Here is a 17703-nt window from a genome sequence, read left to right as displayed (position 1 = left end):
TCACGTACCTTTAAGTACGCTGCGCTCCGGTACTCGAAAATTACTCTTTTCGCCACGGCCTGACGAATTTGCAACTGTAGTGTTAGGCTGCATCATCCCGCTGGCCGGGAACGGGCGTCAGTCCCGGAGCGCGTAGTCGAAAACCAGTATGCCCTCGATGCCGCCTTCCGCCGCTTCGACGAGGCTTTTGCCGACCTTCACGTGTTCGGGATGCGGAAGATAGGCGTCGCGCGCCGCGCCATCCGCGAAATCGACCACAAAACCGTGCCGGAACCCTTTTTCCAGATGTTCCGGGCTGTTGTTTTCGCCCGCCGTGATGGACAGGATGCCGCCGATCCTGTCCTTGAGGGCCAGAACGCCCTCCAGCTTTTCCGCGATTTCAGCGGCATCAAGATCAGGGCGGAACCTGATGAGAACGATGTGGCGTATCATGAGCGGTTTCCGTCACTGAAAAAAGGCTTCCGGATCATTTCATACGGCATTTGCCGCGCCGGGCAAACAGAACTCCAGCGCAACTTTGCGCGGAAAACTCCCGAAAACGAAAAAGGCCGGGCTGAACCCGACCTTCCGCCTTCACTTAAGTTGCGCCAGTACATCCGTGGTCGCTTCCTCAGGTGAATTCCCGACACGTAGCTGAGTATGCCCCTTCTACGTCTCGGCAATATGACATTGCGGGCAGAAGCCAGATTGCTCCAAAACCGGTTCAACCCGGCCCTGCCCCGACAATTCCGGCCCACAAACCGTTGCCTGAAACTGCCGTATCCTCGCGTGAATGCGCCATCCACGCTCAAACCTTCCGCGCCAGTCTGCTCCCGCAGACGAACGCCCATATTCAGTCCCGGCGGCGCCCCACCCGGCGGTTCAGCGGTCGTTTCAACCATCGGCAATCCGGCCGGGCAGCTGCCGCGCCGCAGAACTGCCGTCAGGCCGCCATCGGCGTCTGGACCTGTTCGGGATGGTTGTAATTCCACACCTCGATCAGGCATTGCCGCATCAAATCAAGATCAACCGGACCGATCCGGCTTAGCACGAGATCAAGGTCGTCAGGCTCCACGCCTCGGTTGAGTAGCTCAACAATCGCCTCGATCAGAATTCGTTTATCGTCAAATCTGTAGCGCTGCATAAACCTGCTCCGCTAACTGCCCCAGCTTATGGTCGTAGATTAAACAGTCATGGTTAACCGAAGCTTAAGCCGCGAAAAACCAACGCAATTTACCGATACCAGAAACCGACGCAGATGCTTGCTTCCAAAAACCCTCCTACACGCACCCGCAGGAGATTCCATAAATAACTTAAACAGAAAAATGAAATGTTTTCTTCTTTCCGACAATATTAAGTCCAAATCTTAGTATATTTTCCGCGAAATCCAAGAAGAAATTTTCAAAAAGATATATTTTATTATTTACGTGCGTTCGAATGAGGCCCTTATGTCGTTTTTTCGGAAATATGTCGATTGGTCCTTCACTTGCCTCCGGCTCACCGGACTTCTGCTGCTGATCGGCGCAAGCGTCATGGGCGGCTATCTCTACACGCTGCAATATAAGGGGAATGTCCATACCATCGTCACCGGAGAAGCCTACCGCTCCAACCAGCCCGATCCAGCGCGCATCGCCTCGCTCCAGAAGCTTTACGGCATCAAGACCATCATCAATCTGCGCGGGGACGAACCCGGCTCGAAATGGTATGACGACGAGATTGCAGCCTCAAAGGCGCTCGGCATCAACCATGTGGATTTCGAAATGTCGTCGCGGCAGCAGCTAAGCCCGGCGCAGACCAGACAACTCATCGCCCTGATGCGGAATGTGCCAAAGCCGGTTCTCATCCATTGCAAATCCGGCGCCGACCGCACCGGCCTTGCCGCAGCGCTCTACATCGCGGCGATCGCCAAGGGGAGCGAAAGCCAGGCACAGCGGCAAATGTCCATCGCCTATGGCCATTTCGGTTTTCCCTTGAGCCCCACCTACGCGATGGAAAAAACGTTCGAAGCCATAGCGGCGGAACTCGGCTATACCGGCTCCCAACAGGTTCCCACGCCATAAACGCAAAACGCCGGGAACAAACCCCGGCGTTTTTCTATCGTAAGATCACGACGATCTTATTCGAGGCCGACGATCTTGCCGTCATTCCACTTGAAGATGTCGAAGCTCGGCGAGCTGAGGTCGCCGCTTTCGCCATAGGTCAGCGTGCCGATAGCCGTTTCGATCGGCTTGCCGTCATGCAGCGCCTTGGCAACCGCAGCGGAATCGTCAGCCGAACCGGCGCGCTCGATGCCGGCCTTGATGACTTCCACGGCAGCATAGGCGTTCATGGTGAAGGCTTCAGCCGGAATGTTCTTGGCCTTCAGCGCTTCGATGGCATCCTTGGAAGCCGGGTTCTTGGTGGCGTCCTTGGCATTGGTGAAGAGCGTTCCTTCAGCATTGGTGCCGCCGATTGCCCAATACTCGGTGTTGGAGAGGCCTTCGCCGCCAAGCACCAGAGCCTGCAGTCCTGCATCATGCAGCTGACGCGACAGCAGGCCGCCTTCGGCATGGTAGCCGCCGAAATAGACGATGTCGGCACCGGCTGCCTTCAGCTTGGTGACGAGCGCGGAAAAGTCCTTGTCGCCCGGCGTGACCGAATCATAATGGACTTCCGTGACGCCGCCCTTGTTGAGCGCGGCCTTGAAAGCATCGGCCAGGCCCTTGCCGTAAGCGCCCTTGTCGTGGATCACGGCAACCTTCTTGTCCTTGAAGTTCTTGAGGACGTAATCGGCCATGACCTCGGCCTGCTGGTCGTCGCGGCCGCAGGTGCGGAACACGTTTTCCAGGCCGCGCGCGGTCAGGTCCGGGCCGGTGGCGGTCGGCGTGACCATCAGGACGCCGTTTTCCGAGAAAACGTCGGAAACGGGGATGGCAACACCAGTCGTGACCGGGCCAACGACGAACTTGATGCCGTCGCCAACGATCTGGTTGGCAGCCGAAACGCCCTGCTTCGGTTCGCCCGCATCATCGGCAAATTTCAGGACGACTTTCTCGCCCTTGATGCCGCCAGCCTTGTTGATGACTTCCACGGCGGTTTCCGCGCCCTTTTTCACCTGATCGCCGAAAGCGGCAACCGGGCCCGTCAGCGGTGCAACCACGCCGATGGTGATGTCTGCATAAGCGGCGCTGGCAAAGCCGATGCTAGCGGCAAAAGCCACGCTGGACAGAAGTTTCAGGTTCATTCTTTTTCTCCTTTGGTGGGGCGGCGTCCTCCGACGGCCCCGAGACAACCCTTGCCGGTCAAATCTCAGCGCATCAGCGCTGCCGAATTGCCGGGCCCTCCCTTTTGTTCATCGCATGATCTCAAAGGGTCAATCCAAAAGCGCACCGCCGCCTCAAAGAGGCCAGAGCCATAATATTATCCGAAACTGCATCCGCCCTTTCGGAATCATGCTCCGGAACGGGAGCGCGCTTTCATGATGTAATAAGAATGCATTTCCGGCTTTCGATTGCAAGCGCCAAGTACCCGCAACTACAACGAAAATCGGCTCCTCCCAAAGTCTTAGTTCCCTCCCTTCCATGATGGTGATTTCTTCGCAAAAAAGGCCGCGATTCCCTCTGCGGCCTCCGGTGTCTCCCATGTATCGGCAAGGCGGGTGAGCGTCATGTCGATCACCGCCTCGTCTATCGGCGCGCCCAGCGCATGGACCAGCCGCTTGGCGGCGGCAACCGCTGCGGGCGCGGTGGAAAAGTAAGGCTTTATCTCCGCCTCCAGCGCCGCATCGAGCCTTTCGGCCTCGACCACCTCATGCAGGAGGCCGATGCGCCGCCCTTCCTCGGCATCGAAAAGGCGGGCGGATGTGAATGTGCGCAGCGCATTGGCCTCACCGATGCGCGCCACCACATAGGGGCTGATGGTGGCCGGTATCAGGCCGAGCTTCGTCTCCGTCAGCCCGAAGCGCGCGCCGGAAACGCTGATCGCCGCATCGCACACGCTGATGAGGCCGACGCCGCCGCCATAGGCCTGCCCGTTGATGCGCCCGATCAGCGGTTTCGGCAGGTCGCGCAATGCTTTCAGCATGAGGGCCAGCTTGCGCGCCTCCTCGATGCGCCGGGTGCGGGTGGCGTTCACCTGTTCGCGCATCCAGCCAAGGTCGCCGCCCGCGCAAAAGCTCGCACCTGCGCCGGTCAGGATCACGAGGCGCACGGCTTCATTGTCCGCCAGATGCAGCGTCGCCGTCGTCAGTTCATCGATCATCCGGCCGGACAATGCATTGTGCTGTTCGGGCCGGTTGAGCGTCAGCGTGGCCACGCCGCGCTCATCAATGGAAATTCGGATCGTCTCGAACGCCTTCATGCGGCTTTATCCTGCCGCAGCGCCTCAGCAAACAAGGCCGCCGACCGAAGCCTGTCCAGATCGAGACCGGTTTCGAAACCAAGATCATGCAGCATTTCGGCGACCAGCACCGTGTCCACATTGCCCTTGGCGCCCGGCGCGAAGGGACAGCCGCCAAGACCGCCGACCGAAGCGTCGAACACCCGCAGGCCTTTTTCCAGACTGACGCGGATATTGTCGAGCGCCCGCCCTCCCGTGTCGTGATAATGGCCGGCAAGGCTGTGCGCCGGGGCGATGGCCAGCACGGCGTCGAGCATGGCCGCAATCTTGTCCGGCGTGCCGCGCCCGATCGTGTCGCCAAGGCTCACCTCGTGACAGCCGAGCGAGAAGAGTTGCTCGGTCACATCGGCAACCGCCTGCGGTTCCACCGGCCCGTCATAGGGGCATTCGACCACGCAGCTCACATAGCCGCGAATGGCCAGGCCGTCATTGATCGCGGCACCGATGACGGGAGACAGGCGCTCGATGCTTTCCGCGATCGTGCAATTGATATTGGCTTTGGAAAAGCCTTCGGAAGCGGAAATGAAAACCGCGATTTCATCAACATTGGCTGCTGCCGCCGCATCATAGCCCTTCATGTTGGGCACCAGAGCCGAGTAACGCACGCCATCGGCACGCCTGATCCCGGCCATGACTTCCCGGCTATCCGCCAGTTGCGGCACCCATTTGGGGCTGACGAAACTCGTTGCCTCGATGCGCGAATAGCCGCAATCCGACAGGCGGTCGATCAGCGCAATCTTGTCGGCGGTTGGCACAAAACGCTTTTCGTTTTGCAGGCCGTCACGCGCTGCCATTTCGACGATTTCAACGTGTTCAGCCATGTTGCTCCTCCAGCTCGACCAGCAATGCACCTTCACTGACCTGATCGCCCGCCGTAACGGTTACGGATGCGACCTTGCCGTCGCGCGGCGCAGTCAGTGATAGTTCCATCTTCATGGCTTCCATCGTCACCAGCGGATCGCCCTTGGCGACGCTCGCACCTTCGACCACGGAAACCAGCCTCACCAGTCCCGGCATCGGCGACAGGATGCGGCTTTCGCTGGACGCATCCTCCTCCGCACCAATCGCCTGCACATGATGGAATATGGTGTCGCGGCCATCGAATTGCACGGTTACATCGTGCCCTATGCGCAGGACCGATGCTTCCGACACGCGGCCCTCGATGGCAAAACGGACGAGACCGTTCTTGTGCTCACGAATTTCGATGGCACCGAAAGCAAAGCCGAAATGCCTATCGCCCCTGGCCGCGAGGTTTATCGCGTGACGCTCGCCGTGATGATCGAGCAAAACCGAGCGCGATGCCTCGCCCCACAGGCGGAACCCGCGCAGGCCAGACCATGGGTCGCCTGTTTCAGGCGCATTCAGGAGATCGAGCGCACCAAGCGCGGCCAGCGCAAAGGCGATATCCGAAGGCTGCTTTTCGGTGAAAAGCGCTGCCGTCTCGCGTCCGATCAGCCCGGTATCGACATCGCCGGTGCGGAAAGCATCGAGATTGCAGAGCGCCGACAGGAACTGGCGATTGGTGACAAGACCGGCAATGCGGGTCTTGCCAAGCGCCGCATCGAGCCGGTTCAGCGCCTCGTCGCGCGTGGCCCCATGGGTGATGATCTTGGCGATCATCGGATCGTAGAACGGCGTGATCGTGTCGCCGGTGCGAACGCCGGAATCGACGCGCGCATTTTCAGGCGGGGCAAAGAGCGCAAGCTTGCCGGTCGCGGGCAAAAAATCCCGCGCCGGGTCTTCCGCATAAAGCCGCGCCTCAAACGCCCAGCCGTTGATGGCAAGCTCGTCCTGGCGCTTCGGCAGCGCCTCACCCGACGCCACGCGCAATTGCCATTCGACCAGATCAAGCCCGGTGATGGCTTCCGTCACCGGATGCTCCACTTGCAGGCGCGTGTTCATTTCCATGAAGAAGAAGCGGTCGGGCCGCAAGCCCTCCGACACATCGGCGATGAACTCCACCGTGCCCGCGCCGCAATAGCCAATGGCCAGCGCCGCCTTCACCGCCGCCTCACCCATGGCGGCGCGCATTTCCGGCGTCATGCCGGGGGCAGGCGCTTCCTCGATCACCTTTTGATGGCGGCGTTGCAGCGAGCAATCGCGCTCGAAAAGATGCACCGCATTGCCGAGCTTGTCGCCAAAAACCTGCACCTCGATATGGCGCGGCTTCGCCATGTATTTTTCGACCAGCACCGCGCCATCGCCAAACGAGGCTTCCGCCTCGCGCCGCGCGCTGTCCAGTGCCGCCGCAAAATCGGCGGCGCTATCGACACGGCGCATGCCCTTGCCGCCGCCGCCCGCGCGCGCCTTGATGAGTACCGGATAGGTGATCCGGTCGGCCTCGCTTTTGAGAAAGGCGCCATCCTGATTGTCGCCGTGATAGCCCGGCACGACAGGCACGCCTGCCTTTTCCATCAGCGCCTTGGCGGCATCCTTCAGCCCCATGGCGCGAATGGCCTTGGCCGATGGGCCGATGAAGACAAGTCCCGCGGCCTCGACCGCATCCACAAAGCCTGCATTTTCGGAGAGAAACCCATAGCCCGGATGGATGGCCTCCGCGCCGGTTTCCTTCGCGGCCTTGATGATCGCATCGACATTCAGATAGCTTTGCGCCGAAATGGCAGGGCCGACACGCACCGCCTCGTCGGCCATCTCCACATGCAGCGCCCGTGCATCCGCATCGGAATAGATCGCGACCGTGGCAATGCCGAGCTTACGCGCCGTGCGGATGACCCGGCAGGCGATTTCTCCGCGATTGGCAATCAGTATTTTCTGAAACATCTGATTGTCTTCCTACATCCTGAAGATGCCAAAACGCGTCGGCTCGACCGGCGCATTCAGCGTGGCGGAAAGCGACAGGCCAAGCACTTCGCGGCTCTTGCGCGGATCGACGATACCGTCATCCCACAGCCTTGCAGATGCATAAAGCGGGTGGCTCTGGCGCTCGAACATTTCGAGCGTCGGGCGCTTGAATTCCGCTTCCTCTTCCGCCGACCATGTGCCGCCGGTGCGCTCGATCCCGTCACGCTTGACGGTTGCCAGCACGCCTGCCGCCTGCTCGCCGCCCATCACCGCGATGCGGCTGTTCGGCCAGGTCCACAGGAAGCGCGGCGAATAGGCCCGCCCGGCCATGCCGTAATTGCCCGCGCCATAGGATGCGCCGATCAGCATGGTGAGCTTCGGCACATTGGCGGTTGCCACCGCCGTCACCAGCTTGGCGCCGTGCTTGGCGATGCCCTCGGCCTCATATTTGCGCCCCACCATGAAGCCGGTGATATTTTGCAAAAACACCAGCGGAATATTGCGCTGGCAGCAAAGCTCGATGAAATGCGCGCCCTTGGTGGCCGCTTCCGAAAACAGCACGCCATTATTGGCGATGATGCCGACCGGCATGCCGTAGACGCTGGCAAAACCGCAGACCAAAGTTGTGCCGTAGCGCGCCTTGAACTCATCGAAATCCGAGCCGTCCACCAGCCGCGCGATCACCTCGCGCACATCATAGGGAATGCGCGTATCGGCGGAAACGACGCCCAGAATTTCTTCCGGGTCGTAAAGCGGGGCAGCGCCGTCGCCCCTTGGAATGAACGTGCGCTTCTCGCTGTTGAGATTGGAGGCAATCGCGCGCGCGATCTGCAAGGCATGGGCGTCGTCATTCGCCAGATGATCGGCGACGCCCGAAAGCCGCGTGTGCACATCGCCGCCGCCGAGATCCTCCGCGCTCACCACTTCGCCGGTTGCGGCCTTGACCAAAGGGGGACCCGCCAGAAAGATCGTGCCCTGGCCCCGCACGATCACCGTTTCGTCGCTCATGGCCGGCACGTAAGCGCCGCCTGCCGTGCACGACCCCATGACCACGGCGACCTGCGGAATGCCCGCCGCCGACATCTGCGCCTGATTGTAAAAGATGCGCCCGAAATGGTCGCGGTCCGGGAACACCTCATCCTGATTGGGCAGGTTCGCGCCGCCGGAATCGACCAGATAGATGCAGGGCAGGCGGTTTTCGCCCGCGATTTCCTGTGCGCGCAAGTGCTTTTTCACCGTGACCGGATAATAGGTGCCGCCCTTCACCGTCGCATCGTTGCAGACGATCATGCAGTCGCGGCCCGATACGCGCCCGATGCCGGTGATGATGCCAGCCGAAGGCGCTGCCCCGCCATACATGCCATGCGCCGCCGTCAGCCCCACTTCCAGAAACGGCGAGCCCGGATCGAGCAATTGCGCCACGCGCTCGCGCGGCAGCAGTTTTCCGCGTGCGACATGACGCTCGCGCGCCTTTTCCCCGCCGCCGTCAATGGCAAGGCGAGCGGCTTCCGCCACCACATCGATTGCCGCCAGCATCGCCTTGCGGTTGGCCCCGAAGCTGGCGCTGCGCGTCGAGATTTCCGATTTCAGGACCGCCATCAACGGGTCTCCTGAAAGAGTTCCCGTCCGATCAGCATGCGCCGGATTTCCGACGTGCCCGCGCCGATTTCATAAAGCTTGGCATCACGCAAAAGACGGCCTGTCGGATAATCGTTGATATAACCATTGCCGCCCAGCGCCTGGATCGCCTGCAAGGCCATCTGGGTGGCGTTTTCCGCCGTATAGAGAATGCAGCCCGCCGCATCCTTGCGCGTCGTCTCGCCCCGGTCGCAGGCCGCTGCCACCGCATAGGTGTAGGCGCGCGAAGCGTTGAAGGTCACATACATGTCGGCGAGCTTGCCCTGCATGAGCTGGAACTCGCCGATCGGCTGGTCGAACTGCCTGCGCTCATGCACATAGGGCACCACGACATCAAGGCACGCCGCCATGATGCCGAGTGGCCCGCCAGCCAGCACCACCCGCTCATAATCAAGCCCGGACATCAGCACATTGACGCCCTTGCCCTCGGTTCCGAGCAGGTTTTCGGCTGGCACTTCGCAATCCTGAAACACCAGTTCGCAGGTGTTGGAGCCGCGCATGCCGAGCTTGTCGAGTTTTTGTGCGGTCGAAAATCCCTTGAAGGTTTTTTCGACGATGAAGGCGCTGATCCCGCGCGACCCCGCAGACGGATCGGTCTTGGCATAGACCACCAGCACATCGGCATCCGGGCCGTTGGTGATCCACATCTTGTTGCCGTTGAGAATATAGCGATCACCGCGCTTTTCGGCGGCAAGCTTCATCGAAACGACATCGGAACCCGCGCCCGGCTCCGACATGGCCAGCGCGCCGACATGCTCGCCGGAAATGAGTTTCGGCAGATATTTCGCGCATTGGTCGGGCGAACCGTTGCGCTTGATCTGGTTGACGCAGAGATTGGAATGGGCGCCGTAGCTGAGGCCGATGGAGGCGGAAGCGCGGCTGATTTCTTCCATCGCCACGCAATGGGCAAGGTAGCCCATGCCAGCACCGCCATAGTCTTCCGGCGCGGTGATGCCAAGCACGCCAAGCTCACCCAGTTCACGCCACAGATGCATGGGAAATTGATTGTTGCGGTCGGTTTCGGCGGCCAGCGGCGCAATGCGGCTTTCGGCGAAACGACGCACACTATCTCGAAGGGCTTCGATCTCCTCGCCAAGACCGAAGTTTATGCCCCCATTTTGGCCCAAAGCAAACATACTCGTCCTCCACAAGTTCTGCCCGGCGGCCATCCTTTGCAAGATGGCTTATGTTGAAGGCAGAGTGTCCCGTGAATGTCGAATAGGCAACCGTTTTGCGTGGCTTTCTGTGGCTATTTATTACCGGATAACGAAATTTTGTTGCGCTCGTTACCCGGCAACCAATCAGCCCTCCTGCAGCTCGGCTATATTGCGATAAAGCTCCAGCGCTTCCGGGTTGGCCAATGCCTCGCGGTTCTTCACATCGCGGCCATGCACGATATCGCGCACGGCAAGCTCCACGATCTTTCCCGATTTCGTGCGCGGAATATCGCGGACGGCAACAATCTTCGCCGGCACATGGCGCGGCGTGGCGCCGGTGCGGATTTTTGCCTTGATGCGGGCCTTGAGGTCGTCGTCCAGCGCCACCCCTTCGGCAAGCCGGACGAACAGCACCACCCGCACATCCTTGTCCCAATCCTGCCCGATGCAGAGCGCCTCGGCCACTTCCGGCATCTGTTCGACCTGATTGTAGATTTCCGCCGTACCGATGCGTACACCGCCGGGGTTCAGCGTCGCATCCGAACGTCCATGGATGACGATGCCGCCATGTTCGGTCCATTCGGCAAAATCGCCATGGCACCAGATATTGTCGAAACGTTCGAAATAGGCGGCCTGATATTTTTCGCCCTGCGCGTCATTCCAGAATTCCAGCGGCATGGATGGGAAGGCTTTTGTACAGACCAGTTCGCCCTTTTGCTCCTGTACCGGCTTGCCGTCATCGTTCCAGACATCGACCGCCATGCCGAGGCCCGCGCCTTGAATCTCGCCCTGCCAGACGGGCTCGGTCGGTACGCCCAGCACGAAGCAGGACACGATATCCGTGCCGCCGGAAATGGAGGCGAGATGCACATCCGGCTTGATGGCGTCATAGACGAAGGCAAAACCTTCCGGCGACAGCGGCGAGCCGGTGGAGGAGACAGTGCGCAGCGCTGACAGATCGTGCGTTTCGCCGGGCTTCAATCCGGCTTTCAGCACGGCATCGATGAATTTTGCCGAGGTGCCGAAATAGGTCATGCCCTCGGCGGCGGCATAATCGAACAGCACATTGCCATCGGGATAGAAGGGTGAGCCGTCATAGAGCAGAAGCGTGGCCCCCGATGCGATGCCCGAGGCCAGCCAGTTCCACATCATCCAGCCGCAGGTGGTGAAATAGAAGAAGCGGTCGCCGTCGCGCAGGTCCGCATGAAGGCTGTGTTCCTTCAGGTGCTGCAGCAGCACGCCGCCTGCCCGGTGCACGATGCATTTGGGGATGCCGGTGGTGCCGGACGAAAACAGGATATAAAGCGGATGATCGAAGGGAAGCCGCGTGAATTCCACCTCCTTCGCCCGGAACGGCTCCAGCGCCGCATCAAGCGCAATGCCCTTTTCCGCCCTGTCGGCGACGGCTTCCGCTTCGCCGAGATAGGTGACGATGACCGCGCGCTTCAGCCCCGGCAGTCTTGCCGTTACCTCGGCCACCTTGTCGGCCACCTCGATGCGCTTGCCATTATACCAGTAGCCGTCGCAGGCAAAGAACAGCTTGGGTTCGATCTGGCCGAAGCGGTCAAGCACGCCCTGCACACCGAAATCCGGCGAGCAGGAGGACCAGACCGCGCCGATGGATGCCGCCGCCAGCATCAGGGCTATCGCCTCCGGCATGTTGGGCATCATGCCCGCCACCCGGTCGCCCGGCTGCACGCCCTGCGAAAGCATGAATTGCTGCAGCTTCGAGACCAGCGCATGGAGATCGTTCCATGTCAGGCGACGCTCGACCCTGTTCTCGCCGCGAAAGACGATGGCTTCCTCGTCGCCCTCATGGCGCAACAGGTTTTCGGTGAAATTGAGCCGGGCGTCGGGGAAGAATCTTGCCTCGCGCATATGGCCCTTATCGACAAGAACCCTGTTGCCGCGCTCGCCGATGACCGCGCAGAAATCCCACACGAGCTGCCAAAACCCGGCGCGATCTTCCACCGACCAGCGATGCAGCGCGGCATAATCCGGCAGGCTCAAGCCCGTGCGCTGCTCCGCGCGAATGCGGAATTGCTCCAGATTGCTGGCGGCGATGCGCCCCGCATCCGGTTGCCAGAGCGGATGGTCCTGCGAAAGCTGCGTGGGGACTGCGTTGGTGCTCATCGTTCCTCCCGATATCGGCCTGTAACGGTCAAAAGCCGGTCTCCTCCCGACTGGCTTTATCATGAGTTTCCAGAGCACTTCCAGCAAAAGTGCGAAGCGCTTATGCGGGGAAATCAGTCCAGTGGACTGATTTGCGATCCCGCTTCGATGCGTGAGGCATATGCAGCGAAACGAATAGTTGGAGCGGTTCCGACGAGCCCATGGTTTTCCGCCATTTGCCATTGCAAGCGCACAAGGCATCAGTAAATTAGCTTTATGCAAGTAAGGGGTTTGGGGCCACTCATCATCAGTCTGGCGATTCTTGTCGCGGCCGCTGCACAGGCTGCAAATACACCGTGCAGCAAGGGCAAAGGCGGCATATCGCATTGCCGTGGCGATATTTTCGTTTGCAACGATGGCTCTGTGAGCGCCAGCAAGAAATCCTGCCGGGCTTATATGGGCAATGCCGGACTGATGGGTACGGAGCCTCAAACCATGCAGCCATCGGCAACAAAGGCGTGCCCGTGCCGTGACGGGCTGATCTGTACCGGCCCGCGTGGCGGTCGTTACTGCATGGATGACAATGGCAGGAAAAGCTACCTGCGGAAATAGACCGCGTGGCGGCGCCACATCCGTCGATCTGCATCAAATCATGGAGAAGAAATTGGTGGAGCCAAGCGGGATCGAACCGCTGACCTCCTGCATGCCATGCAGGCGCTCTCCCAGCTGAGCTATGGCCCCATCAGACCTCTTTCGAGGTGCATCGGGCAGGACTTGCTGCCCGGTGTGGCGGCTTATTAAATGGCGTTTGTCAGAAGATCAAGAGCTAAATCGCAACTCTTTCCACATCTGCCAAAAATAATTCACAGATCGCGCCCGGCGCCCGTTTCACATGCACCCAAAACGAAACGAGGCGACCCGAAGGCCGCCTCGCAAATGCATCGGATACTGACCCGGCAGGGATCAGCCTTCCTCGTCGTCGCCGCCGACGCCACCGCCGAGAATGCCCGACATGTCGTCGTCCTCGTCTTCCTCTTCTTCGAGGAAGGTGTCGTCATCATCGTCGCCCAGATCGACATCGTCGTCGTCGATATCCGGCAGATCGTCGCCGCCGCCCTTGGTTTCGTCGTCGGCATCTTCCAGCGAGACGAAATCCGGCTTTTCCAGTGCCGTGTCCAGTTCTTCCTCTTCCGCTTCCTCTTCGACAACGCGGCTTTCAAGCGTGGAGTCGAAATAGGAGCGCGGATAGGAAATGCCGGTGTAAGGCGAAACGATCGGATCGCGATTGAGATCGTAGAATTTCTTGCCCGTTTCCGGGTCGATACGCTTGGTACCAAGTTCAGCTTTTGCCACGTCTAGCCTCGTTAATTCACACGGGGACACAAATTCATAAAAATCGCGCCGGGGTGCCCGGATCAAAGCATATAGCCCTTCACCATGCTGTTCGCAGAGCCGTATGGCAAGGGGCAAGTCTTGAGCGCGTTCATATTGTTGTCCGGTGCATAAACGCAATTTGGCGCGTTTGTCAAAGCCAAACGCAAAGGGACAGGCAGACTCTTGGCCCTGCGTGTCGCCCGTACCGCGTATTCACGGATGACCCCAGCTTTATCCTATGCTAGGGAAGCCCCGCTTATCTCTCAATCCCGGCGCGTATCCGCGCCAAAAATGTGACTGTGAAAAATCCATGTCCCATTCCGCATCCCCGAAACCGGCAACCGCCCGCCGCTCGGCCGCACTCAAAGGCGAAATCCGCATTCCGGGCGACAAGTCCATTTCGCATCGCTCCTTCATGTTCGGCGGTCTTGCATCGGGCGAGACCCGCATCACCGGCCTCCTGGAAGGCGAGGACGTCATCAATACCGGCCGCGCCATGCAGGCCATGGGCGCGAAAATCCGTAAAGAGGGCGATGTCTGGATCATCAATGGCGTCGGCAATGGATGCCTGTTGCAGCCCGAAGCCGCGCTCGATTTCGGCAATGCCGGAACCGGCGCGCGCCTGACCATGGGCCTCGTCGGCACCTATGACATGAAGACGTCCTTTATCGGCGATGCCTCGCTGACCTCGCGCCCCATGGGCCGCGTGCTGAACCCGCTGCGCGAAATGGGCGTTCAGGTGGAAGCAGCCGAAGGCGACCGCATGCCGCTGACGCTGATCGGCCCAAGGACGGCCAATCCGATCACCTATCGCGTGCCGATGGCCTCCGCACAGGTAAAATCCGCCGTGCTTCTCGCCGGTCTCAACACGCCGGGCGTCACCACCGTCATCGAGCCGGTCATGACGCGCGACCATACCGAAAAGATGCTGCAAGGTTTTGGCGCGGACCTCACGGTGGAAACCGACAGGGATGGCGTGCGCCATATCCGCATTGTCGGCCAGGGCAAGCTCACCGGCCAGACCATCGATGTGCCGGGCGACCCGTCCTCGACCGCCTTTCCGCTCGTGGCAGCCCTTCTGGTCGAAGGTTCGGACGTCACCATCCGCAACGTGCTGATGAACCCGACCCGCACCGGCCTGATCCTCACCTTGCAGGAAATGGGGGCGGATATCGAAATCATCGATCCGCGCCTTGCCGGCGGCGAGGATGTCGCCGATCTGCGCGTCAGGGCCTCGAAGCTGAAAGGCGTCACCGTTCCGCCGGAACGCGCGCCTTCGATGATCGATGAATATCCGGTTCTGGCCATCGCCGCATCCTTCGCGGAAGGCGAAACCGTGATGGACGGGCTGGACGAACTGCGCGTCAAGGAATCGGATCGCCTCGCAGCCGTTGCGCGCGGCCTTGAGGCCAATGGCGTCGATTGCACCGAAGGCGAAATGTCGCTGACGGTGCGTGGACGCCCCGACGGCAAGGGGCTCGGCGGCGGCACCGTCGCAACCCATCTCGATCACCGCATCGCGATGAGCTTCCTCGTGATGGGCCTTGCATCGGAAAAGCCGGTGACGGTGGACGACAGCACCATGATCGCCACGTCCTTCCCCGAATTCATGGACATGATGCCGGGACTGGGCGCGAAGATCGAACGGAGCGACGCGCGATGACGCCGTTTATCGTCGCGATCGACGGACCGGCCGCCTCGGGCAAGGGAACCCTTGCCCGGCGCATCGCCATTCACTACGGCATGCCGCATCTGGATACGGGCCTGACCTATCGCGCCGTCGCCAAGGCCCTGATCGACAGGGGCCTGCCGCTCGACGATGAGGCGGTGGCGGCTGAGGCAGCACGCAATCTCGATCTGCGCGAGATGGACAAGGCGGTGCTTTCAGCCCATGCAATCGGCGAAGCGGCATCGAAGGTTGCCGTCATGCCCGCTGTTCGGCGGGCGCTTGTCGAGGCGCAGCGCAATTTCGCCAACGCACTCCCCTCCAGCGTTCTTGACGGGCGCGATATCGGCACGGTCGTCTGTCCCGATGCAGCCATAAAGCTCTTCGTCACCGCTTCGCCGGAAGTGCGCGCCGAACGCCGCCATGAGGAGATCGTGGCGCGCGGGGAGAAGGCCGATCTTGCGGAAATCCTCGCCGATCTCAGGAAACGCGATGCGCGCGACACGAACCGCATCGATTCCCCGCTCCGGCCTGCTGAAGACGCGCACTTGCTTGATACGAGCGAAATGAGTATAGAAGCGGCATTTCTGGCCGCAAAAAAGCTGATCGATCACGCTTTGGCGCAGCATCGGGGATGAATCCGGCAAGTTTTTTAGCTTTTCGGATCTCATTATGCCTCGAAAAGCTGGATTATCCCGAGTTCGGACCTATATAGGCCGCACTCACACTGAAAAGCCTGTCTTCGCGTTCCACGCGCCGGTTGTCTGCACAGACGGAGCCGAGGTCGGGCATAACGCAACACGAACCCCCGGCGCCGCATCCGATGAATTTTCCGGATGCATCAGGAGTATTCATGTCAGAATTCAACCCATCCCGCGCAGATTTCGAATCCCTGCTGGCAGAATCCTTTGCCCAGAACGATCTCGCTGAAGGCTATGTCGTCAAGGGCCGCATCGTGGCCATTGAAAAGGACATGGCGATCATCGATGCCGGTCTGAAGGTCGAAGGCCGCGTGCCGCTGAAGGAATTCGGCGCAAAGGGCAAAGACGGCTCGCTGAAGCCGGGCGACGAAGTGGAAGTCTACGTCGAGCGCATCGAAAACGCTCTGGGCGAAGCAGTGCTCTCGCGCGAAAAAGCACGCCGTGAAGAAAGCTGGGTCAAGCTTGAGCAGAAGTTCGCCAATGGCGAGCGCGTCGATGGCGTCATCTTCAATCAGGTCAAGGGTGGCTTTACCGTCGATCTCGACGGCGCCGTTGCCTTCCTGCCGCGTAGCCAGGTCGATATCCGTCCGATCCGCGACGTCACCCCGCTCATGCACGTGCCCCAGCCGTTCGAAATCCTCAAGATGGACAAGCGCCGCGGCAACATCGTTGTCTCGCGCCGCACCGTTCTTGAAGAAAGCCGTGCGGAACAGCGTTCGGAAATCGTCCAGAACCTCGAAGAAGGCCAGGTCGTTGAAGGCGTCGTCAAGAACATCACCGATTACGGTGCGTTCGTCGACCTCGGCGGCATTGACGGTCTGCTGCACGTCACCGACATGGCATGGCGCCGCGTCAACCATCCGTCGGAAATCCTCACCATCGGCCAGACGGTCAAGGTGCAGATCATCCGCATCAACCAGGAAACCCATCGTATCTCGCTCGGCATGAAGCAGCTCGAGAGCGATCCGTGGGATGGCATCGGCGCAAAGTACCCGATCGGCAAAAAGATCACCGGCACCGTCACGAACATCACCGACTACGGTGCATTCGTCGAAATCGAGCCGGGCATCGAAGGCCTCATCCACGTTTCCGAAATGTCGTGGACCAAGAAGAATGTCCATCCGGGCAAGATTCTCTCCACCACGCAGGAAGTCGAAGTCGTTGTGCTCGAAGTTGATCCGGTCAAGCGCCGTATCTCGCTCGGCCTCAAGCAGACCCTCGACAATCCGTGGACGACCTTTGCCCAGAAGTACCCTGTCGGCACCGTTGTTGAAGGCGAAGTCAAGAACAAGACCGAATTCGGCCTGTTCATCGGCCTCGACGGCGACGTTGACGGCATGGTTCACCTCTCCGACCTCGACTGGAACCGTCCGGGCGAACAGGTCATCGAAGAGTACAACAAGGGTGAAGTCGTCAAGGCTGTCGTTCTCGACGTCGACGTCGACAAGGAACGCATCTCGCTCGGCATCAAGCAGCTTTCCGGCGACAAGGTCGGCGAAGCAGCAGCTTCCGGCGAACTGCGCAAGAACGCCGTTGTGACCTGCGAAGTGACCGCCGTTACCGACGGTGGCCTCGAAGTCCGTCTCGTCGACCACGATCTGGAAAGCTTCATCAAGCGTTCGGATCTGTCGCGCGACCGCGACGAACAGCGTCCGGAACGCTTCACGGTCGGTCAGAAGGTTGACGCCCGCGTCATCGCCTTCGACAAGAAGACCCGCAAGCTGCAGGTCTCGATCAAGGCGCTTGAAATCGCTGAAGAAAAGGAAGCTGTCGCTCAGTACGGCTCATCCGACTCCGGCGCTTCGCTCGGCGACATCCTCGGCGCCGCCCTGAAGAAGCAGGAAAAGAACTAATCTTTCCTTCTTCGCATGAACATGGAAAAGCCCGCCCCCTCGGC

14 protein-coding genes and 1 tRNA gene are annotated in these 17703 nt (G+C 60.3%); 4 read left to right on the top strand and 11 right to left on the bottom strand.

All coding sequences use genetic code 11. The features are described 5' to 3' along the window. Nucleotides 1-117: 117 nt before the first annotated feature. Both AVM02_RS14470 and AVM02_RS14465 read right to left on the bottom strand, forming a co-directional pair. On the bottom strand, nucleotides 118-432 hold the full coding sequence (locus tag AVM02_RS14470; RefSeq protein WP_411507616.1) for a Dabb family protein: 315 nt from the start codon (nucleotides 430-432) through the stop codon (nucleotides 118-120). A gap of 490 nt (nucleotides 433-922) precedes the next feature. Then, on the bottom strand, nucleotides 923-1123 hold the full coding sequence (locus tag AVM02_RS14465) for a hypothetical protein (protein WP_411507615.1): 201 nt from the start codon (nucleotides 1121-1123) through the stop codon (nucleotides 923-925). Between the two features lie 304 nt (nucleotides 1124-1427). On the opposite strand from AVM02_RS14465, the gene AVM02_RS14460 reads away from it, so the two are divergent. Next, nucleotides 1428-2039, top strand: coding sequence for a tyrosine-protein phosphatase (locus AVM02_RS14460; RefSeq protein WP_411507614.1), 612 nt, complete (start codon nucleotides 1428-1430; stop codon nucleotides 2037-2039). A gap of 56 nt (nucleotides 2040-2095) precedes the next feature. On the opposite strand, the gene AVM02_RS14455 is transcribed toward AVM02_RS14460, so the two are convergent. The 9 genes from AVM02_RS14455 to AVM02_RS14415 all read right to left on the bottom strand — a co-directional run bounded on the left by AVM02_RS14455 (nucleotide 2096) and on the right by AVM02_RS14415 (nucleotide 13418). Beyond that, nucleotides 2096-3202, bottom strand: coding sequence for an ABC transporter substrate-binding protein (locus AVM02_RS14455; protein WP_411507613.1), 1107 nt, complete (start codon nucleotides 3200-3202; stop codon nucleotides 2096-2098). Nucleotides 3203-3522: 320 nt separating this feature from the next. Further along, a complete protein-coding gene (locus tag AVM02_RS14450; RefSeq protein ID WP_411507612.1) occupies nucleotides 3523-4317 on the bottom strand; it encodes a crotonase/enoyl-CoA hydratase family protein in 795 nt (264 codons plus the stop codon). Next, nucleotides 4314-5177 carry a hydroxymethylglutaryl-CoA lyase gene (locus AVM02_RS14445; protein ID WP_411507611.1) on the bottom strand — a complete coding sequence of 288 codons (864 nt, stop codon included), beginning with the start codon at nucleotides 5175-5177 and terminating at the stop codon, nucleotides 4314-4316. The genes AVM02_RS14450 and AVM02_RS14445 overlap by 4 nt, the downstream gene beginning before the upstream one ends. Beyond that, the gene (locus AVM02_RS14440; RefSeq protein WP_411507610.1) at nucleotides 5170-7137 is read right to left on the bottom strand and encodes an acetyl/propionyl/methylcrotonyl-CoA carboxylase subunit alpha; all 1968 of its coding nucleotides are present in this window, start codon (nucleotides 7135-7137) and stop codon (nucleotides 5170-5172) included. The genes AVM02_RS14445 and AVM02_RS14440 overlap by 8 nt, the downstream gene beginning before the upstream one ends. 12 nt (nucleotides 7138-7149) lie before the next feature. Further along, the gene (locus AVM02_RS14435; protein ID WP_411507609.1) at nucleotides 7150-8757 is read right to left on the bottom strand and encodes a carboxyl transferase domain-containing protein; all 1608 of its coding nucleotides are present in this window, start codon (nucleotides 8755-8757) and stop codon (nucleotides 7150-7152) included. Then, entirely contained in the window at nucleotides 8757-9932 is a 1176-nt protein-coding gene (locus tag AVM02_RS14430) for an isovaleryl-CoA dehydrogenase (RefSeq protein ID WP_411507608.1), read from the bottom strand. The genes AVM02_RS14435 and AVM02_RS14430 overlap by 1 nt, the downstream gene beginning before the upstream one ends. 165 nt (nucleotides 9933-10097) lie before the next feature. After that, a complete protein-coding gene (locus tag AVM02_RS14425) occupies nucleotides 10098-12086 on the bottom strand; it encodes an acetoacetate--CoA ligase (protein WP_411507607.1) in 1989 nt (662 codons plus the stop codon). A gap of 644 nt (nucleotides 12087-12730) precedes the next feature. Beyond that, nucleotides 12731-12806, bottom strand: a tRNA-Ala gene (locus AVM02_RS14420). A 222-nt stretch (nucleotides 12807-13028) separates the two neighbouring features. Continuing rightward, complete coding sequence (locus tag AVM02_RS14415) at nucleotides 13029-13418, bottom strand: TIGR02300 family protein (RefSeq protein ID WP_411507606.1); 390 nt, start codon at nucleotides 13416-13418, stop codon at nucleotides 13029-13031. Between the two features lie 331 nt (nucleotides 13419-13749). Between AVM02_RS14415 and aroA the strand changes: the two genes are divergently transcribed. The 3 genes from aroA (at nucleotide 13750) to rpsA (ending at nucleotide 17659) form a co-directional block, all read left to right on the top strand. After that, a complete protein-coding gene (gene aroA / locus AVM02_RS14410; RefSeq protein ID WP_411507605.1) occupies nucleotides 13750-15102 on the top strand; it encodes a 3-phosphoshikimate 1-carboxyvinyltransferase in 1353 nt (450 codons plus the stop codon). Then, nucleotides 15099-15743, top strand: a complete 645-nt coding sequence (gene cmk / locus AVM02_RS14405) for a (d)CMP kinase (RefSeq protein ID WP_411507604.1) — start codon at nucleotides 15099-15101, stop codon at nucleotides 15741-15743. Before aroA ends, cmk begins: the two co-directional genes overlap by 4 nt. A gap of 215 nt (nucleotides 15744-15958) precedes the next feature. Then, nucleotides 15959-17659, top strand: coding sequence for a 30S ribosomal protein S1 (gene rpsA / locus AVM02_RS14400; RefSeq protein ID WP_411507603.1), 1701 nt, complete (start codon nucleotides 15959-15961; stop codon nucleotides 17657-17659). Nucleotides 17660-17703: the final 44 nt, after the last annotated feature.

It is taken from the genome of Brucella anthropi, from assembly GCF_046630315.1.
Lineage (GTDB): Bacteria > Pseudomonadota > Alphaproteobacteria > Rhizobiales > Rhizobiaceae > Brucella > Brucella anthropi_A.
Note: the sequence above shows the minus strand (reverse complement) of the source record. Positions and strands in the feature narration are given on the sequence as shown.